This is a genomic window from Dysgonomonas sp. Marseille-P4361, from assembly GCF_900343125.1.
Classification (GTDB): domain Bacteria; phylum Bacteroidota; class Bacteroidia; order Bacteroidales; family Dysgonomonadaceae; genus Dysgonomonas.
Window position 1 is genome coordinate 646,542 of the sequence record NZ_OPYL01000001.1, and the last position, 22,987, is coordinate 669,528.

A 22,987-nucleotide genomic window follows, 5' to 3' on the forward strand; every position below is an offset into this window, starting at 1 on the left:
TTCCCTCTTTTAGCAATACAAAGCTATGAAAAAAAACGGAAAGAAAAAATGAGAAACGAGAGCTAAAAGGCAACCTTTTCAGATGCTATGCGTTATAACTATGATCAATCTTTAAAAACTATCATCATGGACAAAAAAGAATCATTGTTAAAAGTAAAAGTGTATCCTAACGGACCGATCCTCGTAGATGGAACAGTAGAGCTAACCTTGGCAGATGGGACAGTTATTGAAAAAGAAAATCCTCATTTTTGCCGTTGTGGGGCATCGAAGAATAAGCCGTATTGCGATGGGTCGCATGTTAAGATAGGCTTTAAAGATTAAAAAAAACAGTGTAAAGATATAGCCATACAGAGCATTGATACCCTGTGTGGCTATATTTTGAAAAATATTTTATTTTTTTTTGTTATTTTATTGTAGTCAATCAAAATAATTATATCTTTGTACCCGCTAACAATAAAGCACACGCGGATGTGGCGTAATTGGTAGCCGCGCTAGACTTAGGATCTAGTGCCGAGAGGCGTGGGGGTTCGAGTCCCTTCATCCGCACTGAGAGCGACAAATTGAAGATTTCTTCTTTTTGTCGCTTTTTTTTTATTTTCATAAGTTGCTGTTTCTGTGCTGATTAAGTGAAAGGATGAATTGTGCTTTGGAGTTCGATAATTTTATTTCACGAACTTCAAGCTTTGCTTTAAATCGTTCAATAGCAGCTCAAATTTATTGTGAACGGCGTTATGTATGTCACCGCACCCATATTTGACTTTGACTGTTTACGTTTTTTTATTCGGGGAAAAATAATATTTAAATATAATCTATTTATCAGTGTCTTTGATTTTTTGAAGATATTCAGTTAAGTTTTCATCTCGTGATAGCCCGATTTTTTTTCTTAACCTATACCTGTTAACTTCTACTCCACGTACAGAAATATTCAGCAGTTGTGCAATCTCCTTTGTCGAAAGTCCCATGCTTAAATAGGCACAGAGTATTTTCTCTCCTCTGGTGAGATTAGGGTTTTCCTTATTTAATAAATTGAAAAAGTCCTGATGCACGATATTGAAGTTTGATTGAAATACGTCAAAGTCCGAATCCTTCTCTAGGTTGTTGTTGATGAGCTTTATGAGTTGCTGTGTCTGTTGTTTAATGTCATTACTGGTTTTGTTGTTATCAATAGCCTGAATGATGTTGTATGCTTTCCTCCTTACTTCTTCAAGCATCTCATTTTTTCGTATAAGATTTAGGATATATCCAGACAATTCTTGAGTTTTGTATTGAAGTTCATCTTTTAAACCTTTGTTTTGTAGCTTATATATCTCTTGGTCTTTCATTTCACTCTCCAGCTTTTGCTGATGTATTATCTTGCCCTGTCTGCTAATGGTAAGTTTGTAGGATATATATAAGATTATACAGAGTATCAGAAAATAAGAAAGGTAAGCTATATTGGTCCTATACCAAGGGGGCAGTACAGCGAAATTTATAGATGTAATTTCAGATGTTTCTCCGTTTAGGTTATCTACTGCCATTACCTGAAATTCATAATCTCCTTCATATAAATTTGTATACTCTTTGCTAGTGCTACTGACAGGTTTGCTCCATTCCGAATTATTCAATCTAAACAGATATTTTATATTTGAATTTTTAGAAATCTGTGTGGCACTATATTCTATCTTTATAGAATTGTCTATGTGCTTTATTTCTAAAGGTTTTATGTTCTTTCCATAACTGATTATACTATCCTGTTTTCCGCAAGAAAGTCTTCTTATATATACTTCGAGATCTGCATTAGACGCGATATTTCCATATGTCATATTTAAGTTAGAGAATCCATTCTCTGTACCAATTATAAAATTGCTTGAGTCTAAAGCATAAATACTTCCAGGAGTATCAATCATTTCTTCTATTATAGGTCCTTTTATCTTCCCTTTCTCTTCATATCCAGATTGAGTATATGATAGCATTTTTAAAGATTTATCTGTACTATACCAGATATTATTGAATCTGTCAGTTGATAGATGGTAATATACCTGAGATCCTTCAAGTTTTTCCTCCAATTGATGGTATTTGTGAAAAGAATCAGAAAGGCTATCATATACATATATTCCATTCAGGGTACATATAGTTACCTGATTGTTTATTTTGCTTAGATATCTATTCTCAAAAACTAATCCTCCCTCTATGGGGTATTCCTTTTCATGTAATATTGCTGTCCATTCCGAATTTAGCGTGCATTTTACTATACACTTGTTGTCTCTTAAAAAGAAAAAGGTGTTTGCATCATCTCCTTTTACAAAACCTCGCATGAAACCTCGTGTTTCTATTCTTCGGACGAATTCCCATTTACTATTTTTTCTCTCTAAGATAGCTATACCTGAATATAATCCTGCTATAATAGTATTCTTGTTATTGTCAGGTTGATGAGTTTCCCATACTCCGAGAATGTTTATTTTATATTGTCCGTTTTTAGATATTACAGTGATTCCATTATCCCCAGAGCAAAATAGCTCATCGTCTATTATGTTGAAAGACCATATTTGACCTTCTGTTCCATTTATGAGATTTGCTTTATTTTGTGTGTCAAATGTGTAAACGCCTTGATTGGTTCCGAAGTATAATCGATCATTGTACAGTATAGAACAATAGCCAGATCCTATAGGAGAAACATTGGCAAATAAAGGCCAAACCGGAGAGTTTATATCTACGAAACTTATTCCATTGTCTAGAGCAAGCCATAAGTTGTTCGAGCGATCAACACATATATTGAGAACCGTATTTGTTCTTAATCCCTTATTAAGATCTAACTTCTCTGATGGATGTTTCCCTTCTATATCAATAATCAGGATTCCACTTTGTACAGAACCTAAAATGAGTTGAGAGTTTACAATTGCTGCACTAAAAATTTGATTTTTGTTGATAAAATCTTCTTCTTTCAAATGAAGCTTTATTGGTTTTTCTCCCTCTTTTGTATAATATACTCCATGTCTGGAAGTCACGAGCATTAAGCCTTCTTTATATGGTAATAGTTTTACTACCTTATATGAGGGGAGTCCTGCTGTTGAGTTTGAATATGATATATCGCTTTTGGTTTTATCTATCCTGCCAATTCCGTTTTCGGTGCTCAGCACCACTGCTTCTTTGTATATGGCAGAGCTATTGATCTTATAGTTGCATTTTATTTTAGTTGTGGTCTTGTCTGTTAGATTGTATCTGAACACATCCCAATCGCTGATAAAATAAATTTGATTATCAAGCATTAGGATGTTCCAGATATCACCACCCCATGAAGGAACATCTTTCGACAATGAAGTATAATTCAGCTTTCCGATTTCATCTGCTTCAAAGTATCCGAATTCCATGCTGCCTCCAACATAGATGCGATCATCGATGACTTTGATAGACCGAACCATTCTATTTTCTATTTCATATAAGTTCCACCTTATCCCATCAAACTCTAGTAATCCTTCCGAGTTTGCAGAATATATCCATCCTTTGTTTGATTGTTCTATCATCCAATTTTGGGCAGCTGCACCATATGTTTTTCGGTCATAGTTGATAATTTCTCTTTGCCAAATATTTGAACTATAAGAGAGCTGATTGGTTATAAGTATAAGATATAAGATTAATGTTTTTTTCATTTTGTATTATAAAATAGTAAAAGCAAATATAATTATTTATTTATTTAATTATGTATACTATTAAAATAAATAAATAGTTAATTATAAGATATTTAATTATTATATATAGTATTAAAGATGTATTATTTTTTTAAATATGATGTATCTATTATGTATGGATAATCTATTTCCCTATTTAGCGAAGTGCTATATTTGCCATTACAGAAATTAATTAATGTTAATTTTAGTGACCTAATTTAACCATTTAAAACATTTAATCATGAAGAAAGACCTTTTCATAAGAAAGATGTCACTTTCTTTATTCCTCTTTTTTCTATCGACCGTTGTCCTTTTTGGGCAGTCGGATCCTATTAAGGTGAAAGGAGCAGTAAGGGATGCATCAACAGGAGAAACTCTAATTGGAGTATCAGTTCTGGAAAAAGGAACATTAAACGGAAGTGTAACAGACATTGATGGGAACTATACATTGAGTATAGCTCCGGGGAATACTTTAGTATTCTCCTATGTCGGATTCGAATCAAAAGAAGTCGTTGTTACCGGAGAAATTTTAAACGTAGAGCTACAATTAGTTCAAGAGTTATTGGATGAAGTAGTTGTAGTGGGTTACGGTATCCAACGCAAGAGTGTCGTTACAGCAGCCATTAGTAGAGTAACAGCCGAAGAGCTTAATACAGCTAAACCTTCTAGAATAGAAGATGCGCTGAAAGGAAAAGTTTCAGGTGTGCAAATTACTCAAAGTTCAGGACAACCGGGATCTGACTCTAAAGTACGTATCCGCGGTATTGGAACAATTAACAACAGTGATCCTCTCTATATTGTCGATGGAATGGCGGTAGATGGCGGAATTGCTTACTTGAATCCTGTGGATATTGAATCTGTAGAGATCTTAAAAGATGCGGCTTCTGCTGCAATATATGGAGCGCGTGCAGCTAATGGAGTAATATTGGTTACAACAAAAAGCGGTAAGGAAGGCAAAGCTAAAATTAATTATAACTTTAGCTATGGATGGCAAAATCCTTGGAAGAAAAAAGCGGTACTCGATGCTACAGAGTATATGACATTGATGAACGAAAGTTACATCAATGACGGAAATCTTCCTATCTATACAAAAGAACAAATTGCTAGTGCAGGAAAAGGCACAGACTGGCAAGATGAAATTTTCAACTACGATGCTCCTGTTCAAAATCACCAACTGAGCGTTAGCGGAGGAAATGAAAAAGCTAATTATTTTGTGTCGTTGGGTTACTATGATCAAGAAGGTATTGTTGGTGGAAACTTTGGTAAATCTAATTATGATAGATGGAGTTTAAGAACAAATTCATCATATACTGTTCTAGAAGACAAAAGTCGCAAATTTTTAAACAAAGTAAGAGTAGGTGTAAATATATCTTACGCAAGATCTAAAACAACAGGTATTGACCCTAACACCGAATATGGATCAGTATTAGGTAGTGCTGTTGGTTTCAATCCAACTATTCCAGTTTATGCAGATGAAGCTACAGGTGAACAAATCTTAAAAGATCATCCTACAGCTATAGTTGATAGATATACAGGTCAAGTATTTTCTCTTCCTCCGGCAGGATATCAAGAGCTTCAAAACCCATTAGGTATGTTGCATCGCGATGAGTTGACAGCAAATAATGACGATAAATTTGTAGGATCTTTCTGGGGTGAAGTTGATGTATACGAAGGCCTTAAGTTTAGAAGTAGTTATGGTTTCGACCTTGCTTTCTGGGGACAAGACGGCTATGTATTCCCATATTACCAATCTTCAATAAGATATGCAGATAAAAGTTCTGTATGGAGCGAAATGCACAGAGGCTACAAATGGCAAGTAGAAAACGTACTTAGTTATGACAAGACTTTCTCTGATGTTCATAACCTTGGTCTAGTTTTTGGACAATCAGCTCAGAAATATCAAGTTAGAAATCTGAGAGGAGAAGATTTCGACCTGATGGAGAATAATGGAGATAAAGCAAATATAGACTCAGGAACCGCTGACAGATCGGAAGAAAGAGTAACCGGAGGTACTAGCGGATATAACTTTACAAGCTTAGCTTCTTATTTCGGAAGAATAAACTATGACTTTGCAGGACGCTATATGTTGCAGTTCACACTTCGTCGCGATGGCTCTTCTCGATTTGGAGGTAATAACAAGTGGGGTACTTTCCCTGCCCTTTCTTTGGGATGGAACTTGATGAGCGAACCATATATGGAAAACGTAAAACCAAGTTGGTTTGATACATTTAAATTGCGTTTCAGCTGGGGTAAGAATGGTAATGAAAACATAGGAAACTTCGGATATGCAAACTTGATGAACGGAGGTAATAACTACTACTTCGGAACAACAGGAGAGCAAGTGTATGGTAATATGCAATATGGAACATCTCCTGGACGTATTCCAAATCCAAATTTGAGATGGGAAGAATCAGAACAAATTGACCTTGGTTTCGAGTCTCGTTTCTTGGGTGGTGCTCTACGTTTTGAGTTCGACTATTACAATAAGAAGACAAATGGTATGTTGATGGAAGTACAAACTCCTTCATATACAGGACAAAGTGCACCATATGGAAACGTAGGTGAAATGGAAAACTGGGGCGTTGAGTTTGAAGCAGGCTGGAGACATAGTATTGGTGATTTCTCTTATAATATTTCGGCAAACGCTACATTCATGAAGAATAAACTAATCAAATTAGGGAATGCTAGCGGAGAAATGGATATAGAAACAGCCGGAGCTTCCGGATTGGGTACATTTATCAAAGCTAAAGATGGATATGTGTGGCCTTATTTCTATGGATACAAAACAGATGGTGTATTCCAAAATCAAGCAGAAGTAGATGCTTATGTAAATGCAGAAGGAGCAAAATATCAAGCAAATGCAAAACCTGGAGACGTACGTTGGGTAGATTTTAACGGCGACGGAGTAATAGATGGAAATGATAGAACAAAAATAGGTAAAGGTATGCCTGATTGGTCGTATGGATTTACTCTTGGAGCAGACTGGAAAGGGTTCGACCTAAACTTATTCTTCCAAGGAACAACAGGAAACGATATTTTCGACTTCTCGCATCGTGGAGATATATCAGCAGTCAATCGTGCAGCATGGTTTATGGATCGTTGGCATGGCGAAGGGACATCTAATAATATTCCTCGTATGACAAATCTGAATCCTAATAGTAACTGGCAATCTTCTGATTTATATATTAAAGATGGTTCATACCTTCGCCTTAAGACTGCTCAGATAGGATATACGCTTCCTCGAAATTTGGTAAGCAAGGCTTCTATCGAAAACCTTAGAATATATGTATCAGCTGAAAACTTATTTACATTTACCGGTTATGACGGATTCGATCCGGAAATTGCAGCTGGTGATTACAACAGAATTGGTGTAGACAGAGGTATTTATCCTCAATCACGAACAATTTCAATTGGAGCTAATATTTCTTTCTAAAATAAGGTAATTATGAAAAAAAATATATACATAAAAATAATATCTCTTTTTATGGGCTGTTCGATGTTGTTCTCTTGTGGGGACGATTTCTTAGAAAATGCCACAACAGACAAACAAGAGGCAGGAAAACCAGCTACAGAGGGAGCAATACTTTCAAACCTCGCTGGAACTTATCAGGTTCTTCTATTTGATAACTATGCTGGAGGAAATTATAATTCAATTCTTCTGATGTCAGATCTTCGTTCCGATGATATTCTAAAGGGCGGGGGAGACTTGACCGACCAGGCTGTACTTTATAAGATATCTCAATTTACATCCAACTCTCGTGAGACTGTTTCTGGTCTGTGGAGTATCTACTATAATGGTTTGACCCGTGCAAATAATCTATTGCTGTCATGTAGCAAAGCTGTAGACGTAAATGAGAGTGATTTAGCTAAATATAAAGCAGAGGGGCATTTCTTAAGAGCATATTATATGCACCTATTGTGGAAGTTCTTTGGAAATGTTGTGTATTACGAAGATCCTCTTGAAGATCCTTACGTAGCTCCTCAATATAGTGCAGATGAAATTTATAATTTCATTATGAAAGATATAGCAGAAGCTGAAAAAGATAAAGTTTTAGATATGAACACAATGGGTAGTTCCAAATATCAGTCACGTGCATCTCATGCTGCTGTGTTGATGTTAAAAGCTAGAGTTGTTTTTTATCAGAAAGATGAGTCTCGCTATGCTGAAGTAACTAAAGATATGGCAGAAATTATTAATAGTGGAGATTTCCAGCTCTTTAATGATTTTGATGCTATGTGGAATAATGATAATGAATTCTGTAGTGAGTCTATTTTCGAGGCTAATCATCTTCCGGAAGGTAAAACATGGGGTAATGCTTGGAGTGGATTTGGAACAAATTTCCCTGCATTTATTTCTCCGAATGAGTTGAAAGACCCTGCAAAGGTTTATAAAGGTGGATGGGGATTTGCTCCAGTACGTAAATCGACTTATGAGATATTCGAGAATGGAGATACTCGTCGTGATGCATCTGTTAAATATTGGGAACCGGGTACTTATAATCCTAGATTCCAGAATACTGGCTATTTCTTAGGAAAATATGCAGCACGTGAAGGTTATAACGAAACTACTATAGATCCGGAACTAAACTATTCTAATAACTTGAGAATATTCCGTTATGCAGAGACTTTGTTAAACTATGCAGAATTGGTGAAAATGCATGGACAAGGGGAAGTTGATGGAGTAACAGCTCAGGCTTGTTTAGACAAAGTACGTAGTCGTGCTTTTGGAGCTAGCAAGAGTATTCCTGCAACTGCAGAAAATATTAAGTTGGAACGCCGTCGCGAATTTGTTGGTGAGGGTATGAGATTCTGGGATCTGGTTCGTTGGGGTGATGCAGAGAAAGTTTTGACTGAAGATATAGATGAATACAGTACAAAACGCACTTTCCAAGATTGGATGAAACACCTTCCTATCCCTCAAGAAGAGATAGATAAAACAAATGGTACTGAATTCCCTTTGAAACAAGTTGGTCAGTGGAATTAATGTAGTAACCTCTAAAAAAGAAGAATATGAAAAATATAATAAAATCATTGCTATTTGTGTTATTGTCGTTTGGCTTCTTTGCCTGCGATCCTCAGGATAACGACGACCACAACTTAGGTGAGATTATTCCGATTACAGACGATCAGGTGAGCTATACTAAAGTCGTGTCGGATAAGAGCCCTAATGTGTTTACATTTACGAATACTACCGAATCTAAAACTCCTTATTCTATTCTATGGGATTTTGGCAACAATTCGACAAGTAAGAATAAGTCTGCAACAGCTTCTTACCCATATGCAGGAGAATATACAGTAACGTTGACTATATATACTGCTGACGGTGGGACGGCTCAAAAGAGTGAAGTGTTAGTTATAAAAGAAGATGACCCTAGTCTGTTAGCTTCTAAAGCGTTTGTAGACTTGACTGGAGGGATGGAAAAACCAGAAGGTACTACTTGGGTAATTGACCAATTCAACAACTACACAGCAGAAGTTGCAGCGGCAACGGGCTTTGGAATAACCGGTCATATGGGATTAGGACCTCTCAATAGCTATGGACAAGAATGGTGGGGTGCTGCAGCTAATGCAAAAGCAGGCTGGAGTTTATATAGTTCTAAATTCACATTCATTCAAGATGGTCTTAAACTTAATATTGCAAATGAAGGTGTTGGATATGGACGTTTCGCTACATATAAACAAGGGGGTTATACATTGATAGATCAACAAGCTGAAGATGCAGTATTCAAATATGCTGGAGGTGATTATACCTTTGCTATAGAAGAATCAGGCGAATATCCAGTATTAACTCTTTCCGGAAATGCTTTCCTAGGTTATTATTGTGGAACGCAAGATTATGAAATCATCTATCAAACAGGAGATGTTTTAGCTTTAAGAACTGCTAATCCGACCGAAGGTCAAGACTGGGTATTGGTATACTGTAGAGAAGAGCTAAACATTGGTAAGCGTCCGGCAGTAAAAGCTCTTAGCGAAGATTTTGAAGGACAGGAACTATCTGTAGCTTTCTCTCCAGCAGATTTAGGAGAAAGAACTGGTGTTGCAAGCAACTATCTTGCCTACGATGCCTTGAACTCTTCTCAAAAAGCCTTTGCATATGAGAAAGCTGAAGGAAAAGTAGGAAATTTGTCATATGTGACTCCTGATTACACATTCGACCTTAAAAAACAAAATAAAGTTAGAATGCAAGTCTTGATTTCTACTGCTACAGTTAATGCGGGCTTAGAGGCGAAAGTTGTTGTTAAGCTGCAAGATTCTATGGCAAGCGATCCAGCTGCAACGGAAGCGAATAAAGAAATAACATTATCAACTGGCGATCTGGACAAATGGGTTGCTGTTGAGTTTGACTTCAGCGATTCGGCTGCAGTAGAATCATTTGACAAAATTGTAATCCAATTTGGTGGAGAAGGAGATCAAAAAGGTATTTTTTACTTTGACAATTTTCAATTAATTGAAAAATAAATAGAAGTATTTTTTAATTATAGCATAGGTTGTCAGACTCTCTTTTTAGAGGGATGATAACCTATGTTTTTACATAGTATACTAATGAATAAAATATTGTTTATTCCGGCTATAATAGTCATTATACTGCTGGGAATAGGGGCTTGTTCGCCTAAAAGTACAGATACAGAGGAGGTGGTAACCCGAGGTTTTCTGCGAGTTAGCGGTCCCGATATAGTAAAAGAAAATGGTGAGAAATTCTTTATTCAAGGGATTAATCTGGGTAATTGGCTGAATCCGGAAGGCTATATGTTCCACTTTAGCGATCAGGCAGCATCATACAGGCAAATTAACGAAGCCTTTTGTGAGATGGTAGGTCCCGATTTTACGCGAGAGTTCTGGCAAAAATTTAAAGATAATTATATAACTCAGGAGGATATAAAGTATATCAAACGTACGGGAATGAATTCTATACGTATTCCATTCCATTACAAATTATTCACCAATGAAGACTTCATGGGGCAAGATGCTGATCATGATGGCTTGAAAAGAATAGATCAAGTAATAGAATGGTGTCGCGAAGAAGGACTTTATGTTATTCTTGATATGCATGATGCTCCTGGAGGACAAACAGGAGATAATATTGATGATAGTTATGGATACCCGTGGCTGTTTGTGGATGAGAGAAGCCAAGATCTATTTTGTCATATATGGAAGAATATAGCAGAGCATTATGCAAATGATACAATCGTCTTAGGATACGATTTGCTAAATGAACCTATTGCTCACTATTTTATGGAAAACGACAGCTTCCTAAACGAGAGGTTAGAGCCTCTTTACAAAAGATGTATTGATTCTATCCGTACAGTTGACGAAAATCATATTGTTTTATTAGGAGGAGCTCAATGGAACAGCAATTTTAAAGTTTTCTCAGACTCTAAATATGATAGTAATATGATGTACACTTGTCATAGGTATTGGTGCGATACACTTCAGTCTGATATTCAAGATTTCGTGCAATTCCGAGACAGTGTAAATCTTCCTATTTATATGGGTGAAACTGGAGAAAATACAGATCAATGGGTTGCAGGATGGACAAGATTGATGGAGAAAAACAATATTGGGTGGCATTACTGGCCTTACAAGAAAATGGTACCTCGCAGTTGTATGATGACAATCCCGACTCCCGAAAATTGGGGTAAAATAGTAGCTTACACAAAAGAAGATAGAAGCTCTTTCGCTAAGATTAGATCGGTAAGACCTAATCAGGAGGAAGTGAAGAAAGCAATGATGGATCTGATTGAAAATATGAAATTCCAACATTGTGTCCCTAACGAAGGTTATATCAAAGCTATGGGAATGGAGCCATAACATTATAAGATGTTTTAATGAAATATTACTCTAAAAGTAAAACGAAATAAAAATGAAAAAAACATTATTGCTACTGTGCATTATCTTATCTGGAAGCATCAGTTGGATGAATGCACAAAACGAAAAGCCTATTTATCTGGATGAAAATAAACCAATTGAAGAGAGGGTAGAAGATGCTCTTTCAAGGATGACATTGGAAGAGAAAGTAGCTTTGTGCCATGCTCAATCTAAATTTAGTTCTGCAGGTGTACCTAGCTTAGGTATTCCCGAAAATTGGGCAACAGATGGTCCTCATGGCATACGTCCCGAAGTGATGTGGGATGAGTGGGAGCAAGCAGAATGGACGAATGATTCATGTATAGCTTTCCCTGCACTGACTTGTCTGGCTGCGACATGGAATCCAGAAATGTCTCTGTTGTATGGAAAATCGATTGGTGAAGAAGCTCGTTATCGCAACAAGAATATCTTGTTAGGGCCGGGAGTAAACATATATCGTACTCCTCTTAACGGGCGTAACTTCGAATACATGGGAGAGGATCCGTTTCTTACTTCGCAAATAGTAGTTCCATACATACAAGGGGTACAAAGTAATGGTGTCGCTGCATGTGTGAAACATTACGCTTTGAACAACCAGGAAATTGATCGTCACACTGTAAATGTAAATGTAGACGATCGCACACTTTATGAGATATACTTACCTGCATTTAAGGCAGCTGTGCAAGAAGGTAAAGCATGGGCTATTATGGGAGCCTATAATCGCTACAAAGAACAATGGGCTTGCCATAACGACTATCTGCTAAATAAGATTCTGCGTGATGAGTGGAACTTCGATGGAGTAGTTGTTTCCGATTGGGGTGGAGTGAATAATACAAAAGAAGCTATTTATCACGGCCTTGATATGGAATTTGGCTCTTGGACAGACGGGTTGAGCGAAGGTGCGAGCAATGCTTATGATAACTACTATCTTTCTAAACCATTTCTTCGTTTATTGCAATCGGGCGAAGTGGATGTCGAGGAAGTAAATAAAAAGGCGAGAAATATTCTTCGTCTTGCTTTCCGTACAACGATGGATAAAAATCGCCCTTGGGGTTCATTTGCTACTCAGGCTCATGGTGATGCAGGTCGCAAAATAGCTGAAGAAGGCATCGTTCTTCTCCAGAACAACAATAATCTATTACCGATCGATCTTACCAAAACAAAGAAAATTCTAGTAGTGGGAGAGAATGCTATTAAGGCAATGACTGTCGGAGGAGGATCTTCTTCTCTGAAAGCAAAATATGAAGTCTCACCCTTAGATGGATTAAAAGCTCGTATTGGAAATCAGGCAGAGGTTATCTATGCCAGAGGATATGTCGGAGATGCCAGTGGTGAATATAATGGTGTAGTTTCGGGGCAAGATCTGTCAGAATCACGTTCAGCCGACGAGTTGATTGCTGAGGCCGTTAACTTGGCAAAAGGGGTTGATGTTGTAGTTTTTATAGGGGGCTTAAACAAAAGTGATTTCCAAGATAGCGAAGGTAATGATCGTAAATCATACGATTTACCTTACAGTCAGGACAAAGTGATTACTGAGCTTTCGAAAGCAAACAAAAATCTAGTAGTCGTAAATATTTCGGGTAATGCAGTAGCTATGCCTTGGACTAAAGCTGTTCCTGCTATTGTACAATCATGGTACAATGGTTCGGAGTCTGGCAACGCATTAGCGTCTATACTTGTCGGAGATGCCAATCCATCGGGAAAATTACCGTTTAGTTTTCCTGTAAGGCTAACAGATATAGGAGCGCATAGTTTCGATACAGAATGTTATCCAGGTGTAGATAAAGAAGTAACCTATAAGGAAGGAATCTTTGTTGGCTATCGTTGGTTGGATAAAGAGAAAATCAAACCTCTATTCCCTTTCGGTCATGGGTTGAGTTATACAACATTTAAATATGGAAAGGTATCTGTTGATAAATCTAATATGGGAGCAACTGACAAATTAACTGTGTCTGTGTCTGTCACCAATACAGGGAATCGAGCAGGATCAGAGATTGTGCAACTATATATTAAGGATATGAAGTCTTCTCTTCCTCGTCCGGAGAAAGAGTTGAAAGGATTTGATAAGGTAAGCTTGAAGGCAGGTGAAACAAAAACTGTATCTATAACAATAGATAAGTCTGCTTTAAGCTTCTTTGATCCGGTTAAACATGAATGGGTAGTAGAAGAAGGAGATTTTGAAGCAATTATTGGTGCTTCAGCTTCAGATATTAAAGGAAAAGCTTCTTTTAAATTTCAATAAGCTTTTAAGAGGAGGGTGAAACCCTGAATAGTGTTTCGAAGAGTGATTATTAAATAAAAGATAAATATGAAAAAAGTCTTATTGTCTGTTCTATTATTAAGCTTCTCTTTTTTGGCTTTTGCACAAGAAAAGAACGAGGAGAAAATGGATCAGTTTATTACTGACCTGATGAGCAAAATGACGCTTGAGGAAAAGATAGGACAACTGAATCTGCCGGTTTCCGGTATTATGACTGGAGATGCAAAAAGTGAAGGAGTTTATGACAAGATAAGAAACGGGAAAGTAGGAGCTTTGTTTGGTATAAAGGGTGCAGCAGAATGCAAGAAGTATCAAGATATAGCTATGCAGGAAAGCCGCTTGAAGATTCCTTTGCTGTTTGGCTTGGATGTTATTCATGGTTACGAGACTGTATTTCCTATTCCTTTAGCGTTAGCTTCTTCTTGGAATATGGATTTGATCGAAAAATCGGCTCGTATAGCAGCAAAGGAGGCGAGTGCCGATGGTATCGGTTGGGCTTTTAGTCCGATGGTTGATATAACGCGAGATCCTCGTTGGGGACGTGTGGCGGAAAGCGCAGGAGAAGATCCTTATCTGGGAGGAGAAATAGCAAAAGCTATGATCAGAGGATATCAAGGTGATTTTTCTAAAGCTGAAAATATCATGGCTTGTGTGAAGCATTTTGCTCTGTATGGCGCTCCTGACGGGGGACGTGATTATAATACGGTAGATATGAGTCGTCAGCGTATGTTCAATGAATATATGCATCCTTTTAAAGCTTCAGTAGAGGCGAATGCGGGTAGTTTTATGACAGCTTTCAATGACTTCGAAGGAATACCTGTTACAGCCAATAAATACCTGATTAAAGATGTTCTGCGCAATCAGTGGAAATTTGATGGATTAGTTGTTTCGGATTATACAGGAATTTCAGAAATGATCATGCATGGCATTGGCGATTATGCCACTGTTGCGGCGCGAGCATTAGAGGCGGGAGTAGAGATGGATATGGTAAGTGAAGCTTTTAATAGTACATTAGTTAAATCGATTGAAGAAGGGAAAGCTTCGGTTGAGTCAGTAGATGCAGCATGTCGTCATATCCTTGAAGCAAAATACAAGCTAGGCTTGTTTGACGATCCTTATAAATATTGTGATGTAGCAAGAAGCAAACGTGATATTTATACAGCAGAAAATAGAAAAGAAGCTCGCCAGATAGCGACAGAATGTATGGTGTTGCTGAAGAATGATAATCAAACACTTCCTTTGAAGCGTGCAGGTAAGGTGGCATTAATTGGTCCTCTTGCAAATTCGGCAATTAATATGCCCGGCATGTGGAGTTTTCATTCTGATTTTGTTAAACCAGTAACATTGCTTGAAGGCTTGAAAGAAGTGATGGGAACTAATGCTGTTGTAAATTATGCTAAAGGAAGTAACTTCTTGTCTGATGCCGAATTGGAAAAGAAACTGTCCTATAAGAATATATCTGAGCGTGATGGTAGATCTGATGCGGAAATGTTGAAAGAGGCTTTAGTTACAGCGCAGAATGCAGATGTAATAGTTGCAGCATTAGGCGAAAGTTCTGAAATGTCAGGAGAAGGAGCTTCGCGCGCAAATTTGGATATCCCGGAACCTCAGAAAACGCTGTTGAAAGAGTTGTTAAATACAGGTAAACCGGTTGTGTTGGTGCTGTTTACAGGACGTCCGCTTGTTTTAACTTGGGAGCATGAGAATGTACCGGCTATACTGAATGTTTGGTTTGCAGGAAGTGAGGCAGGAGGAGCTATTGCTGATGTGTTGGTAGGAAGTACGAATCCATCGGGAAAACTTCCAATGTCTTTCCCTTATCATGTTGGGCAAATACCGGTATATTACAACCATAAAAATACGGGTCGTCCTATGCCTCCTAATATGTCTTATATAAAATATAGGAGTAATTATCAGGATATTCCGAATGTTCCTCTTTATCCGTTTGGCTATGGATTGAGCTACTCTTCATTTAGTTATGGAGATGTGTCATTGTCAGCCACAGAGATGACACCAGCAAATAAGCTTATAGCAACAGTAAAGGTTACTAATACCAGCACCGTTGATGGAGCTGAGGTTGTTCAATTGTATATTAAAGATATTGTAGCTACTTCTACCCGTCCTGTAAAAGAATTGAAAGCATTCGAAAAAGTGTTCATAAAAGCAGGTGAAACAAAAGAAGTAAAATTTGAAATATCGGTTGAAGACCTTAAATATTATAATCATGATTTGAATTTTGTGGCAGAACCAGGAGAATTTGAATTGATGATTGGAACAGATAGCCGTGTTAATAATGGTATAAAGTTCACTTTAAGGTAATGTTTGGTTACTTACTGTAAAGTTAGAAGGCTCTGATAACCGCTGTTATCAGAGCCTTTGTTTTTTGAAAGCATGTTCTCTCCAGTTAAAGAATAGCATTAGGCTATTCTTTATACTTAGAGTGACTTAGAGAATAAAGTGTGTGTGGTCGGAGGGTCTGTTTATTATACGGCAGTAAATATATCGATTGGTATGCAATGGTAATTCCTATGTGCGCAAAAAGTATTCTATATCTGAGTAAAATATATTTAAAAGAGGTAATAATGAGTCATACTAAAAGAAATGTGTTGATTTAATATCTGTATGTTGTTTGTTTTCGCTTGAAAATGTAGAAGTGCTTATCTCCCGATAAACACTCCTCTTGAATGCACAATAAAATTTACGCACACACATACAATTATATGACATTCATGTTGTCTTATATAGAAATAGTTTAGTTTAAGAGACCTATATGATTTTAATAGTTTTCTTATCAAAAAGATTTAGTCATTTCGTACACACCGAACTGAAATCTGCGTGCGGCTCGCCATAGGTTGATAATATGCAGCAAAATCAAGATATTCAGCCAATGCACCGGCAAAAGGATTAGCTAATTTAGTATCTCTATGACCAATCCAGAAATAGGCTAAAGTACCAGACTCAACAAGGCCTGCTGCCGAAGTCATTCTTCCTAAAAGATTGGCATTGAATCCACCATGCTCTTTAATACGACTTTTCCCTTTAGGAGAATCTTCCATTGATATCATATTAACACCAGTATTAACATTTATATTGCTATGAGCATACTTACATGGGTTCAAATATATTTCTCCGTCAAAGTCCTGATTGTTCTTCTCTTTCGAAAAAGCAAGCTTTTGCCAGTCATTCCATGTAGGAATTCTCCATCCGTCTGGGCAAATTCCCTGCCTTCCCGAAAGTTCGAAGGTATTGTCTGCGAGATTGTCCTGAGTAATCCTCAGTGCAGCATGCAGGCTATACATATAACCATGATGAGGGTTTGCTGCTAAATCGGCAGGATCTCCTTTAGGATAATAATATGTAGGTCTGGCTACTGGGTCAGTATCAACCATTACGGGTTTTGCAAGAATCAAATCCTCAACATCTGCCCCTTCTGTATTATTGTTAGGCCATTTTGTCGCTCTTAAATTTTCTAACATCCACCAACCTGCATCTCCAAACTTGCCTATTTGGTATTTTTCGATATTGTTAGGGTCACGATCATCAACTAATATGTCTACTTCTGCAGGGAAAGTTCCTTTGCCTAATAAAACCCATTGTTTACCATCCCATATATATACTCCTGGATATAAATCGAAACAATAATCTTTGCCTATGTTGTACACAGTGAGACCTGTATGTATTGCGTCTTCTGCGTCTTTCTTTCCTTGATTATTGTTTATATAATCTTCGTCTTCAGAAAACATGGGATATAAGTTGGTCATGTCAGTAAGTTCAACACGTGGTAACATAAGTCCTCTTGTAGCTGTCGCATAATCTGTCACTGTAGAGTCGAATTCTTTTATATCAAGGATAGCGCCTTCCTTAGGCGTAAGCCCCGAACCAATAGTAACCTGTGCCTCTATATTTGCAGGCAAAAAGCAATAAAGAAGTATTGCTAAGTAACTCAAGTTTCTCATTTTCATGTTTGTTTTTGTTGTATATTGTGTGTTTGTAATGTTTGTTTTATTAGGTATCAAACATATTAATTGTAAAAATGATGAGACTCCGAGTGCTGCAAAAAGGCTTCCATCTAATGAAATATAGTGTCCTAATTATGCAATAAGTTATCCTAATAAAGCATCTTATTGATTACTAGAGTTATAAAAATGTGAAGTAGAATCACTTGTCTGCTTTTTTTTTACGATATTAGCAATTCCAAATAAGCACACATAATGAATGTTTATACTTTGAAACTTACATTGACGATAATTATCGTTTTTTTATTTAGTACACAGTTGTTTTCTCAAATAAATAAGATTGACAGTTTAAGTCAGGAAGTCAAAAATGCCGAAGGAGAGAGAAAACTAGAATTGTTATTTGAACTTGCCAATTTTTGCTTAGATACGGATGAGATGTTTAATATAGCTAAACAAGTAGAATCTGAAGCTTCTAGACAAAAAAACATGAGATATCTGGCAGGAAGTATGGCTTTGAAGTCTAGGCATTTCATGCTCCAAAATAATATGGATAGTACAGTTTACTATGGGGAGTTGGCGAATAGGATATATGCCGAAAATGATATAAAGAACCCTAATCAGACATATCTCTATATTGGAAGGATATATCTCTTTCATGGCTATTATGAATTAGCAATCCGTAATATTAAGACCTATTTGGAAAATCGGAGTAGTTCTTATAGTTATAATGATTATATCTTGTTGACAGAGGCTTATTTGGCCTTGAATAAATATGATCTTGCAAAAGAAACAATTTTACAGGCTATAGAACAGTCGCAGAAAGTCTCCTTGAGCCCAAACGAAAAGCTTAATTCATATAGTAGGCTGATGTGTTATTACTATCTGATATTGGCTTATACCAACAATAAAGAATATGAGAAGGCTCTCGAAACCTGTGCGACAGTAGATACCCTGATAAATCAAGATGAAGAGATATTGGAGGAACTTTTGGTTAGTGAATTGAGAATTCAAAACTATACAAATTACGCATCTATATATATAAAATTAGAGAAGCCTCTGGAAGCTAAATCTTATCTAGATAAAATAAACCAAATTAATTATGTAGAATCAGTAAATCCAATATATCCATCTGTAAATTGTACTTGGGGAGAATATTATCTCTTACAGAAGGATTATAATATGGCTCTAAAATACTTGAATCCACTTTCGAGATACTTTAAAGAAGAGCATCCTCAACGATATATATATGATTATATTACAGAGATGATGATAACTGCTTTAGAAGGGTTGGGGAAGTTAAAAGAAGCTCTTATTCTGCAAAAGGATTGGATTCATTATAAAGATTCTGTTAATCAGATAAACTTTCCATTGCAAGTGTCACAATTATCAAAGGCGTATGAACTAGATAAAGTGGAAATAGAACGAGAAAAAGATAGAGCAGAATTGGAGAAAAGTAGAACAATTAATATCGCTCTAGCTGTTGTCCTAGTTCTGCTTTGTACAATTATTTATATAATAAGAAGGAATAGCAAGAAAATAAAAGAAAAAAATAAAAACCTTTTCAAACAATATGCAGAGTTGGATAAGTATATTGTTCGAGAAAGGAAATTCTTTGTCGAGAGTGAAGATATCCAAGAATCTGATAGTAAGGAGTTACAGCTCTTTAAAAGGATAGAAGTCTACGTAAATGAAACTCAAATATTTAAAAACTCGGATTTAACAAGAGAAGAGTTGGCCGAGCATCTCAATACTAATCGTGGTTATTTGACAGATGCCATTAAGTCCGAAACGGGAAAAACTTTTCTTGAATACATCAATCATTATCGTTTAGACTATGCTCGATACCAACTCATAGTCAACGAATCTACTCCGGTAAATCAAATTATGTATGATGCTGGCTTCGCATCTAGTTCTACTTTTTATAAGCTTTTTAAAGAAAGATTCGGGATGTCACCTAATGAACTCAGGCAAGCTAAGATTGAGCTGGAAGAAGACTAGACGAAGGATTAACGAATGTGTCTTCTCTATACTAATCTTTATAATTTCAAATATAAATGACAAGTTATTCATGTTGATAATTAGTCGTTTGAGAAAATTATTTGTTGTCTCATTAGGATTCGAACCTAAACTGGCAGAGCCAGAATCTGCAGTGCTACCATTACACCATGAGACATCCATATAAGCTACAAAAGCAGGAATATCTTTATTTTGCAATCAGAAGGAAGTAATTTTTCTTTCCTTTTTGTGCAATAATGTATTTATCAGCAATAAGGGAAGAAGCATCGACTACATCATCAAAGTTTTCTACTTTGGCTTTATTAATCATTACCCCTCCGGCTTGCACCGTTTTTCTCATTTCTCCTTTCGAAGGGAATACACTCGCTTTTTCTGTTAAAAGATCAACAGCTTTGATTCCTGCAGTAAGCTCTTCCTTAGAAATATCGAATGTAGGAACCCCTTCAAAAACTTGCAAGAAAGTTTCTTCATCCAATTTCTTGAAAGCGTCAGCTGTTGCATTTCCGAATAAAATATTCGAAGCTTCCAGCGCTTGTTCATAATCCTCTTCAGAGTGTACCATGATAGTAACCTCTTTAGCTAAACGTTTTTGTAAAGGACGTAAGTGCGGAGCCTCTTTTTGTTCGGCAACAAGCCCTTCTATCTCCTCCTTGCTCAGAGCTGTGAATATTTTAATATACTTATCAGCATCTTCATCGCTTACATTCAACCAGAATTGGTAGAATTTGTAAGGAGAGGTATATCTTCTATCAAGCCAAACATTGCCCGATTCTGTTTTTCCGAATTTAGTACCGTCAGCTTTCTTTATTAGAGGGCAAACAAGAGCAAAAGCTTCTCCTCCAACTTTTCGACGTATCAATTCTGTACCCGTAGTAATATTTCCCCATTGGTCAGAGCCTCCCATTTGGATGCGAACTCCCATTGTTTCGTATAGATGAAGAAAATCGTAAGCCTGCATCAACTGATAAGAAAATTCAGTGAACGACATACCTTCCGAAGCTTCACCATTAAGGCGTTTCTTTACCGAATCTTTAGCCATCATGTAGTTTACGGTAATATGTTTACCTACATCGCGGATAAAGCTTAGGAAAGAAAAATCTTTCATCCAGTCGTAGTTGTTCACCAATACAGCTGCATTTGGTTTGTCAGACTCGAAATCGAGAAATTTAGCAAGTTGTTTCTTTATCGATTCCTGATTGTGGCGAAGTGTTGCTTCATCCAACAGATTGCGTTCGGCAGACTTCATCGAAGGGTCGCCAATCATACCTGTTGCTCCGCCAATAAGGGCTACTGGACGATGTCCTGCACGTTGAAAGTGCTTCAATATCATCACACTCACTAAGTGACCGATGTGTAATGAATCTGCAGTAGGGTCAATACCTACATAACCTGAAGTCAACTCTTTTTGCAGTTGTTCTTCCGTACCCGGCATGACATCTTGGATCATACCTCTCCATCTTAGTTCTTTAACAAAATTCATCGAATTAGTTTAATTTATTCTACGAAATATAATTATAGTTTGCACACAAAAGTACGACCTTAATTTCTAATAGAAAAAAGTTAATAGAAAAATATCAATATCTTATCAAAATTAACACATCATGAAAGTGTATATTAAGCAAGAACTTATAAGCAGATTCGATTTTATATTTAAAATGATAAATATACCAAGCTATAAATCTTTTTATAGGTTTTTATGATTCCTGTTTCGGAGAAAATGAGTATATTTGCACGCAATAAATTTCAAAGATCTTTTATATATGTCGTTTATTGCAGATAAAATCGTAATGGATGGATTAACATTCGATGATGTATTGTTGATCCCCGCTTATTCAGAAGTGCTACCCCGCGAAGTCGACCTCTCGACAAATTTCTCACGCAATATCAAGTTAAATATCCCGATGGTTTCGGCTGCAATGGATACTGTTACCGAAGCTAAATTAGCTATAGCTATAGCTAGAGAAGGAGGTATTGGTGTTATACACAAAAACATGTCTATTGATGCCCAAGCTCAACAAGTAAGATTCGTTAAACGTGCAGAGAATGGTATGATATCCAATCCTGTAAGTATTTTGCGAGACAAAACCGTTGGGCAAGCTTTGGCTATGATGGCTGAATTCAAAATTGGAGGTATTCCGGTTGTTGATACAGATAATAAGCTCGTAGGTATTGTTACAAATAGAGATCTGCGTTTCCGTCGCGATATGAGCCAGTTGATTGATGATGTAATGACTAAGGAAAATATCATTACAACAAGACAAACAACAGACTTAGAGGCTGCAGCAGATATTCTTCAACATCACAAGATTGAGAAACTTCCTGTGGTGGACGGAGATAATAAATTGATTGGACTTATCACTTATAAAGATATCACTAAAGCGAAAGATAAACCATTTGCATGTAAAGATGAAAATGGTCGCTTGAGAGTAGCTGCCGGAGTTGGTGTTACACACGATACTCTTGAGCGTGTAGCTGCGTTAGTCGAAGCTGGAGCTGATGCTATTGTTATAGATACTGCTCACGGACATTCTAAAGGAGTAGTTGATATGTTGAAGCGTGTAAAAGCTGCTTATCCGGGTGTAGACGTAGTTGTAGGAAATATTGCTACTGGCGATGCTGCTAAATATCTTGCAGATGCAGGAGCAGACGCAGTTAAAGTAGGAATCGGGCCTGGTTCTATTTGTACAACTCGCGTGATTGCAGGAATTGGTGTTCCTCAGCTGTCAGCAATTTATGATGTCGCCAAAGCCTTAAAGGGTACAGGTGTACCTTTAATTGCAGACGGAGGATTGCGCTATTCTGGTGATATAGTTAAGGCATTAGCAGCCGGAGGATATTCTGTAATGATGGGTTCTCTATTGGCCGGAGTGGAAGAATCTCCGGGCGAAACTATTATATTCAACGGACGTAAATTTAAATCATATAGAGGTATGGGCTCTTTAGAAGCAATGGAAAAAGGCTCTAAAGATCGTTACTTCCAAGATATGGAGGCAGATATTAAGAAGCTAGTGCCGGAAGGTATTGCTGCCAGAGTTCCATATAAAGGAACTCTTTACGAAGTGATTTACCAAATGACCGGAGGTTTACGTGCAGGAATGGGATATTGTGGAGCTAAGAATATTGAAGCTTTGCATGATGCCAAATTCACTAGAATTACAAATGCAGGTGTTGCAGAAAGCCACCCTCATGATGTATCTATTACAAGTGAAGCTCCTAATTATAGTCCAAACTAAGAAAAGAGAATGATCTGATAATAAAAAAGTTGC

12 protein-coding genes and 1 tRNA gene are annotated in these 22,987 nt (G+C 36.9%); 10 read left to right on the forward strand and 3 right to left on the reverse strand.

Annotated elements, in window-relative coordinates; genetic code table 11:
• Nucleotides 1-126 precede the first annotated feature (126 nt).
• Together DHU68_RS02645 and DHU68_RS02650 are read left to right on the forward strand one after the other, a co-directional pair.
• Nucleotides 127-321, forward strand: a complete 195-nt coding sequence (locus DHU68_RS02645) for a CDGSH iron-sulfur domain-containing protein (RefSeq protein ID WP_108821645.1) — start codon at nucleotides 127-129, stop codon at nucleotides 319-321.
• A 143-nt stretch (nucleotides 322-464) separates the two neighbouring features.
• Nucleotides 465-546, forward strand: a tRNA-Leu gene (locus DHU68_RS02650).
• Between the two features lie 263 nt (nucleotides 547-809).
• Here the strand turns inward: DHU68_RS02650 and DHU68_RS02655 are convergent.
• Nucleotides 810-3,626 (reverse strand): triple tyrosine motif-containing protein, encoded by a 2,817-nt coding sequence (locus DHU68_RS02655; protein WP_108821401.1) that lies wholly within the window; start codon nucleotides 3,624-3,626, stop codon nucleotides 810-812.
• 259 nt (nucleotides 3,627-3,885) lie between these two features.
• On the opposite strand from DHU68_RS02655, the gene DHU68_RS02660 reads away from it, so the two are divergent.
• The 6 genes from DHU68_RS02660 to bglX all read left to right on the forward strand — a co-directional run bounded on the left by DHU68_RS02660 (nucleotide 3,886) and on the right by bglX (nucleotide 16,068).
• Nucleotides 3,886-7,077 (forward strand): TonB-dependent receptor, encoded by a 3,192-nt coding sequence (locus DHU68_RS02660; RefSeq protein WP_108821402.1) that lies wholly within the window; start codon nucleotides 3,886-3,888, stop codon nucleotides 7,075-7,077.
• Nucleotides 7,078-7,089: 12 nt separating this feature from the next.
• A complete protein-coding gene (locus DHU68_RS02665; RefSeq protein ID WP_108821403.1) occupies nucleotides 7,090-8,628 on the forward strand; it encodes a RagB/SusD family nutrient uptake outer membrane protein in 1,539 nt (512 codons plus the stop codon).
• A 26-nt stretch (nucleotides 8,629-8,654) separates the two neighbouring features.
• A complete protein-coding gene (locus DHU68_RS02670) occupies nucleotides 8,655-10,103 on the forward strand; it encodes a PKD domain-containing protein (protein WP_108821404.1) in 1,449 nt (482 codons plus the stop codon).
• Between the two features lie 84 nt (nucleotides 10,104-10,187).
• Nucleotides 10,188-11,453 carry a glycoside hydrolase family 5 protein gene (locus DHU68_RS02675; protein WP_108821405.1) on the forward strand — a complete coding sequence of 422 codons (1,266 nt, stop codon included), beginning with the start codon at nucleotides 10,188-10,190 and terminating at the stop codon, nucleotides 11,451-11,453.
• Nucleotides 11,454-11,499: 46 nt separating this feature from the next.
• Nucleotides 11,500-13,731, forward strand: coding sequence for a glycoside hydrolase family 3 C-terminal domain-containing protein (locus DHU68_RS02680; protein WP_369831330.1), 2,232 nt, complete (start codon nucleotides 11,500-11,502; stop codon nucleotides 13,729-13,731).
• Nucleotides 13,732-13,797: 66 nt separating this feature from the next.
• Nucleotides 13,798-16,068 (forward strand): beta-glucosidase BglX, encoded by a 2,271-nt coding sequence (bglX, locus tag DHU68_RS02685; RefSeq protein WP_108821407.1) that lies wholly within the window; start codon nucleotides 13,798-13,800, stop codon nucleotides 16,066-16,068.
• Nucleotides 16,069-16,550: 482 nt separating this feature from the next.
• On the opposite strand, the gene DHU68_RS02690 is transcribed toward bglX, so the two are convergent.
• Nucleotides 16,551-17,705 (reverse strand): FISUMP domain-containing protein, encoded by a 1,155-nt coding sequence (locus tag DHU68_RS02690; RefSeq protein WP_160111057.1) that lies wholly within the window; start codon nucleotides 17,703-17,705, stop codon nucleotides 16,551-16,553.
• A gap of 255 nt (nucleotides 17,706-17,960) precedes the next feature.
• Here DHU68_RS02690 and DHU68_RS02695 point away from each other — a divergent pair, with 255 nt between their 5' ends.
• The gene (locus tag DHU68_RS02695; RefSeq protein WP_108821409.1) at nucleotides 17,961-19,703 is read left to right on the forward strand and encodes a helix-turn-helix domain-containing protein; all 1,743 of its coding nucleotides are present in this window, start codon (nucleotides 17,961-17,963) and stop codon (nucleotides 19,701-19,703) included.
• Nucleotides 19,704-19,908: 205 nt separating this feature from the next.
• On the opposite strand, the gene tyrS is transcribed toward DHU68_RS02695, so the two are convergent.
• Nucleotides 19,909-21,201: a tyrosine--tRNA ligase gene (gene tyrS / locus DHU68_RS02705; protein WP_108821410.1), complete on the reverse strand. Its 1,293-nt coding sequence runs from the start codon at nucleotides 21,199-21,201 to the stop codon at nucleotides 19,909-19,911.
• 280 nt (nucleotides 21,202-21,481) lie between these two features.
• Here tyrS and guaB point away from each other — a divergent pair, with 280 nt between their 5' ends.
• A complete protein-coding gene (gene guaB, locus DHU68_RS02710; protein WP_108821411.1) occupies nucleotides 21,482-22,954 on the forward strand; it encodes an IMP dehydrogenase in 1,473 nt (490 codons plus the stop codon).
• Nucleotides 22,955-22,987: the final 33 nt, after the last annotated feature.

What these genes read in the sequence shown, in the direction of transcription:
- DHU68_RS02645 (WP_108821645.1), top strand. Translation starts at nt 127, where the DNA reads ATGGACAAAAAAGAATCATTGTTAAAAGTAAAAGTGTATCCTAACGGA.
- DHU68_RS02655 (WP_108821401.1), bottom strand. Translation starts at nt 3,626, where the DNA reads ATGAAAAAAACATTAATCTTATATCTTATACTTATAACCAATCAGCTC.
- DHU68_RS02660 (WP_108821402.1), top strand. Translation starts at nt 3,886, where the DNA reads ATGAAGAAAGACCTTTTCATAAGAAAGATGTCACTTTCTTTATTCCTC.
- DHU68_RS02665 (WP_108821403.1), top strand. Translation starts at nt 7,090, where the DNA reads ATGAAAAAAAATATATACATAAAAATAATATCTCTTTTTATGGGCTGT.
- DHU68_RS02670 (WP_108821404.1), top strand. Translation starts at nt 8,655, where the DNA reads ATGAAAAATATAATAAAATCATTGCTATTTGTGTTATTGTCGTTTGGC.
- DHU68_RS02675 (WP_108821405.1), top strand. Translation starts at nt 10,188, where the DNA reads ATGAATAAAATATTGTTTATTCCGGCTATAATAGTCATTATACTGCTG.
- bglX (WP_108821407.1), top strand. Translation starts at nt 13,798, where the DNA reads ATGAAAAAAGTCTTATTGTCTGTTCTATTATTAAGCTTCTCTTTTTTG.
- DHU68_RS02690 (WP_160111057.1), bottom strand. Translation starts at nt 17,705, where the DNA reads ATGAGAAACTTGAGTTACTTAGCAATACTTCTTTATTGCTTTTTGCCT.
- DHU68_RS02695 (WP_108821409.1), top strand. Translation starts at nt 17,961, where the DNA reads ATGAATGTTTATACTTTGAAACTTACATTGACGATAATTATCGTTTTT.
- tyrS (WP_108821410.1), bottom strand. Translation starts at nt 21,201, where the DNA reads ATGAATTTTGTTAAAGAACTAAGATGGAGAGGTATGATCCAAGATGTC.
- guaB (WP_108821411.1), top strand. Translation starts at nt 21,482, where the DNA reads ATGTCGTTTATTGCAGATAAAATCGTAATGGATGGATTAACATTCGAT.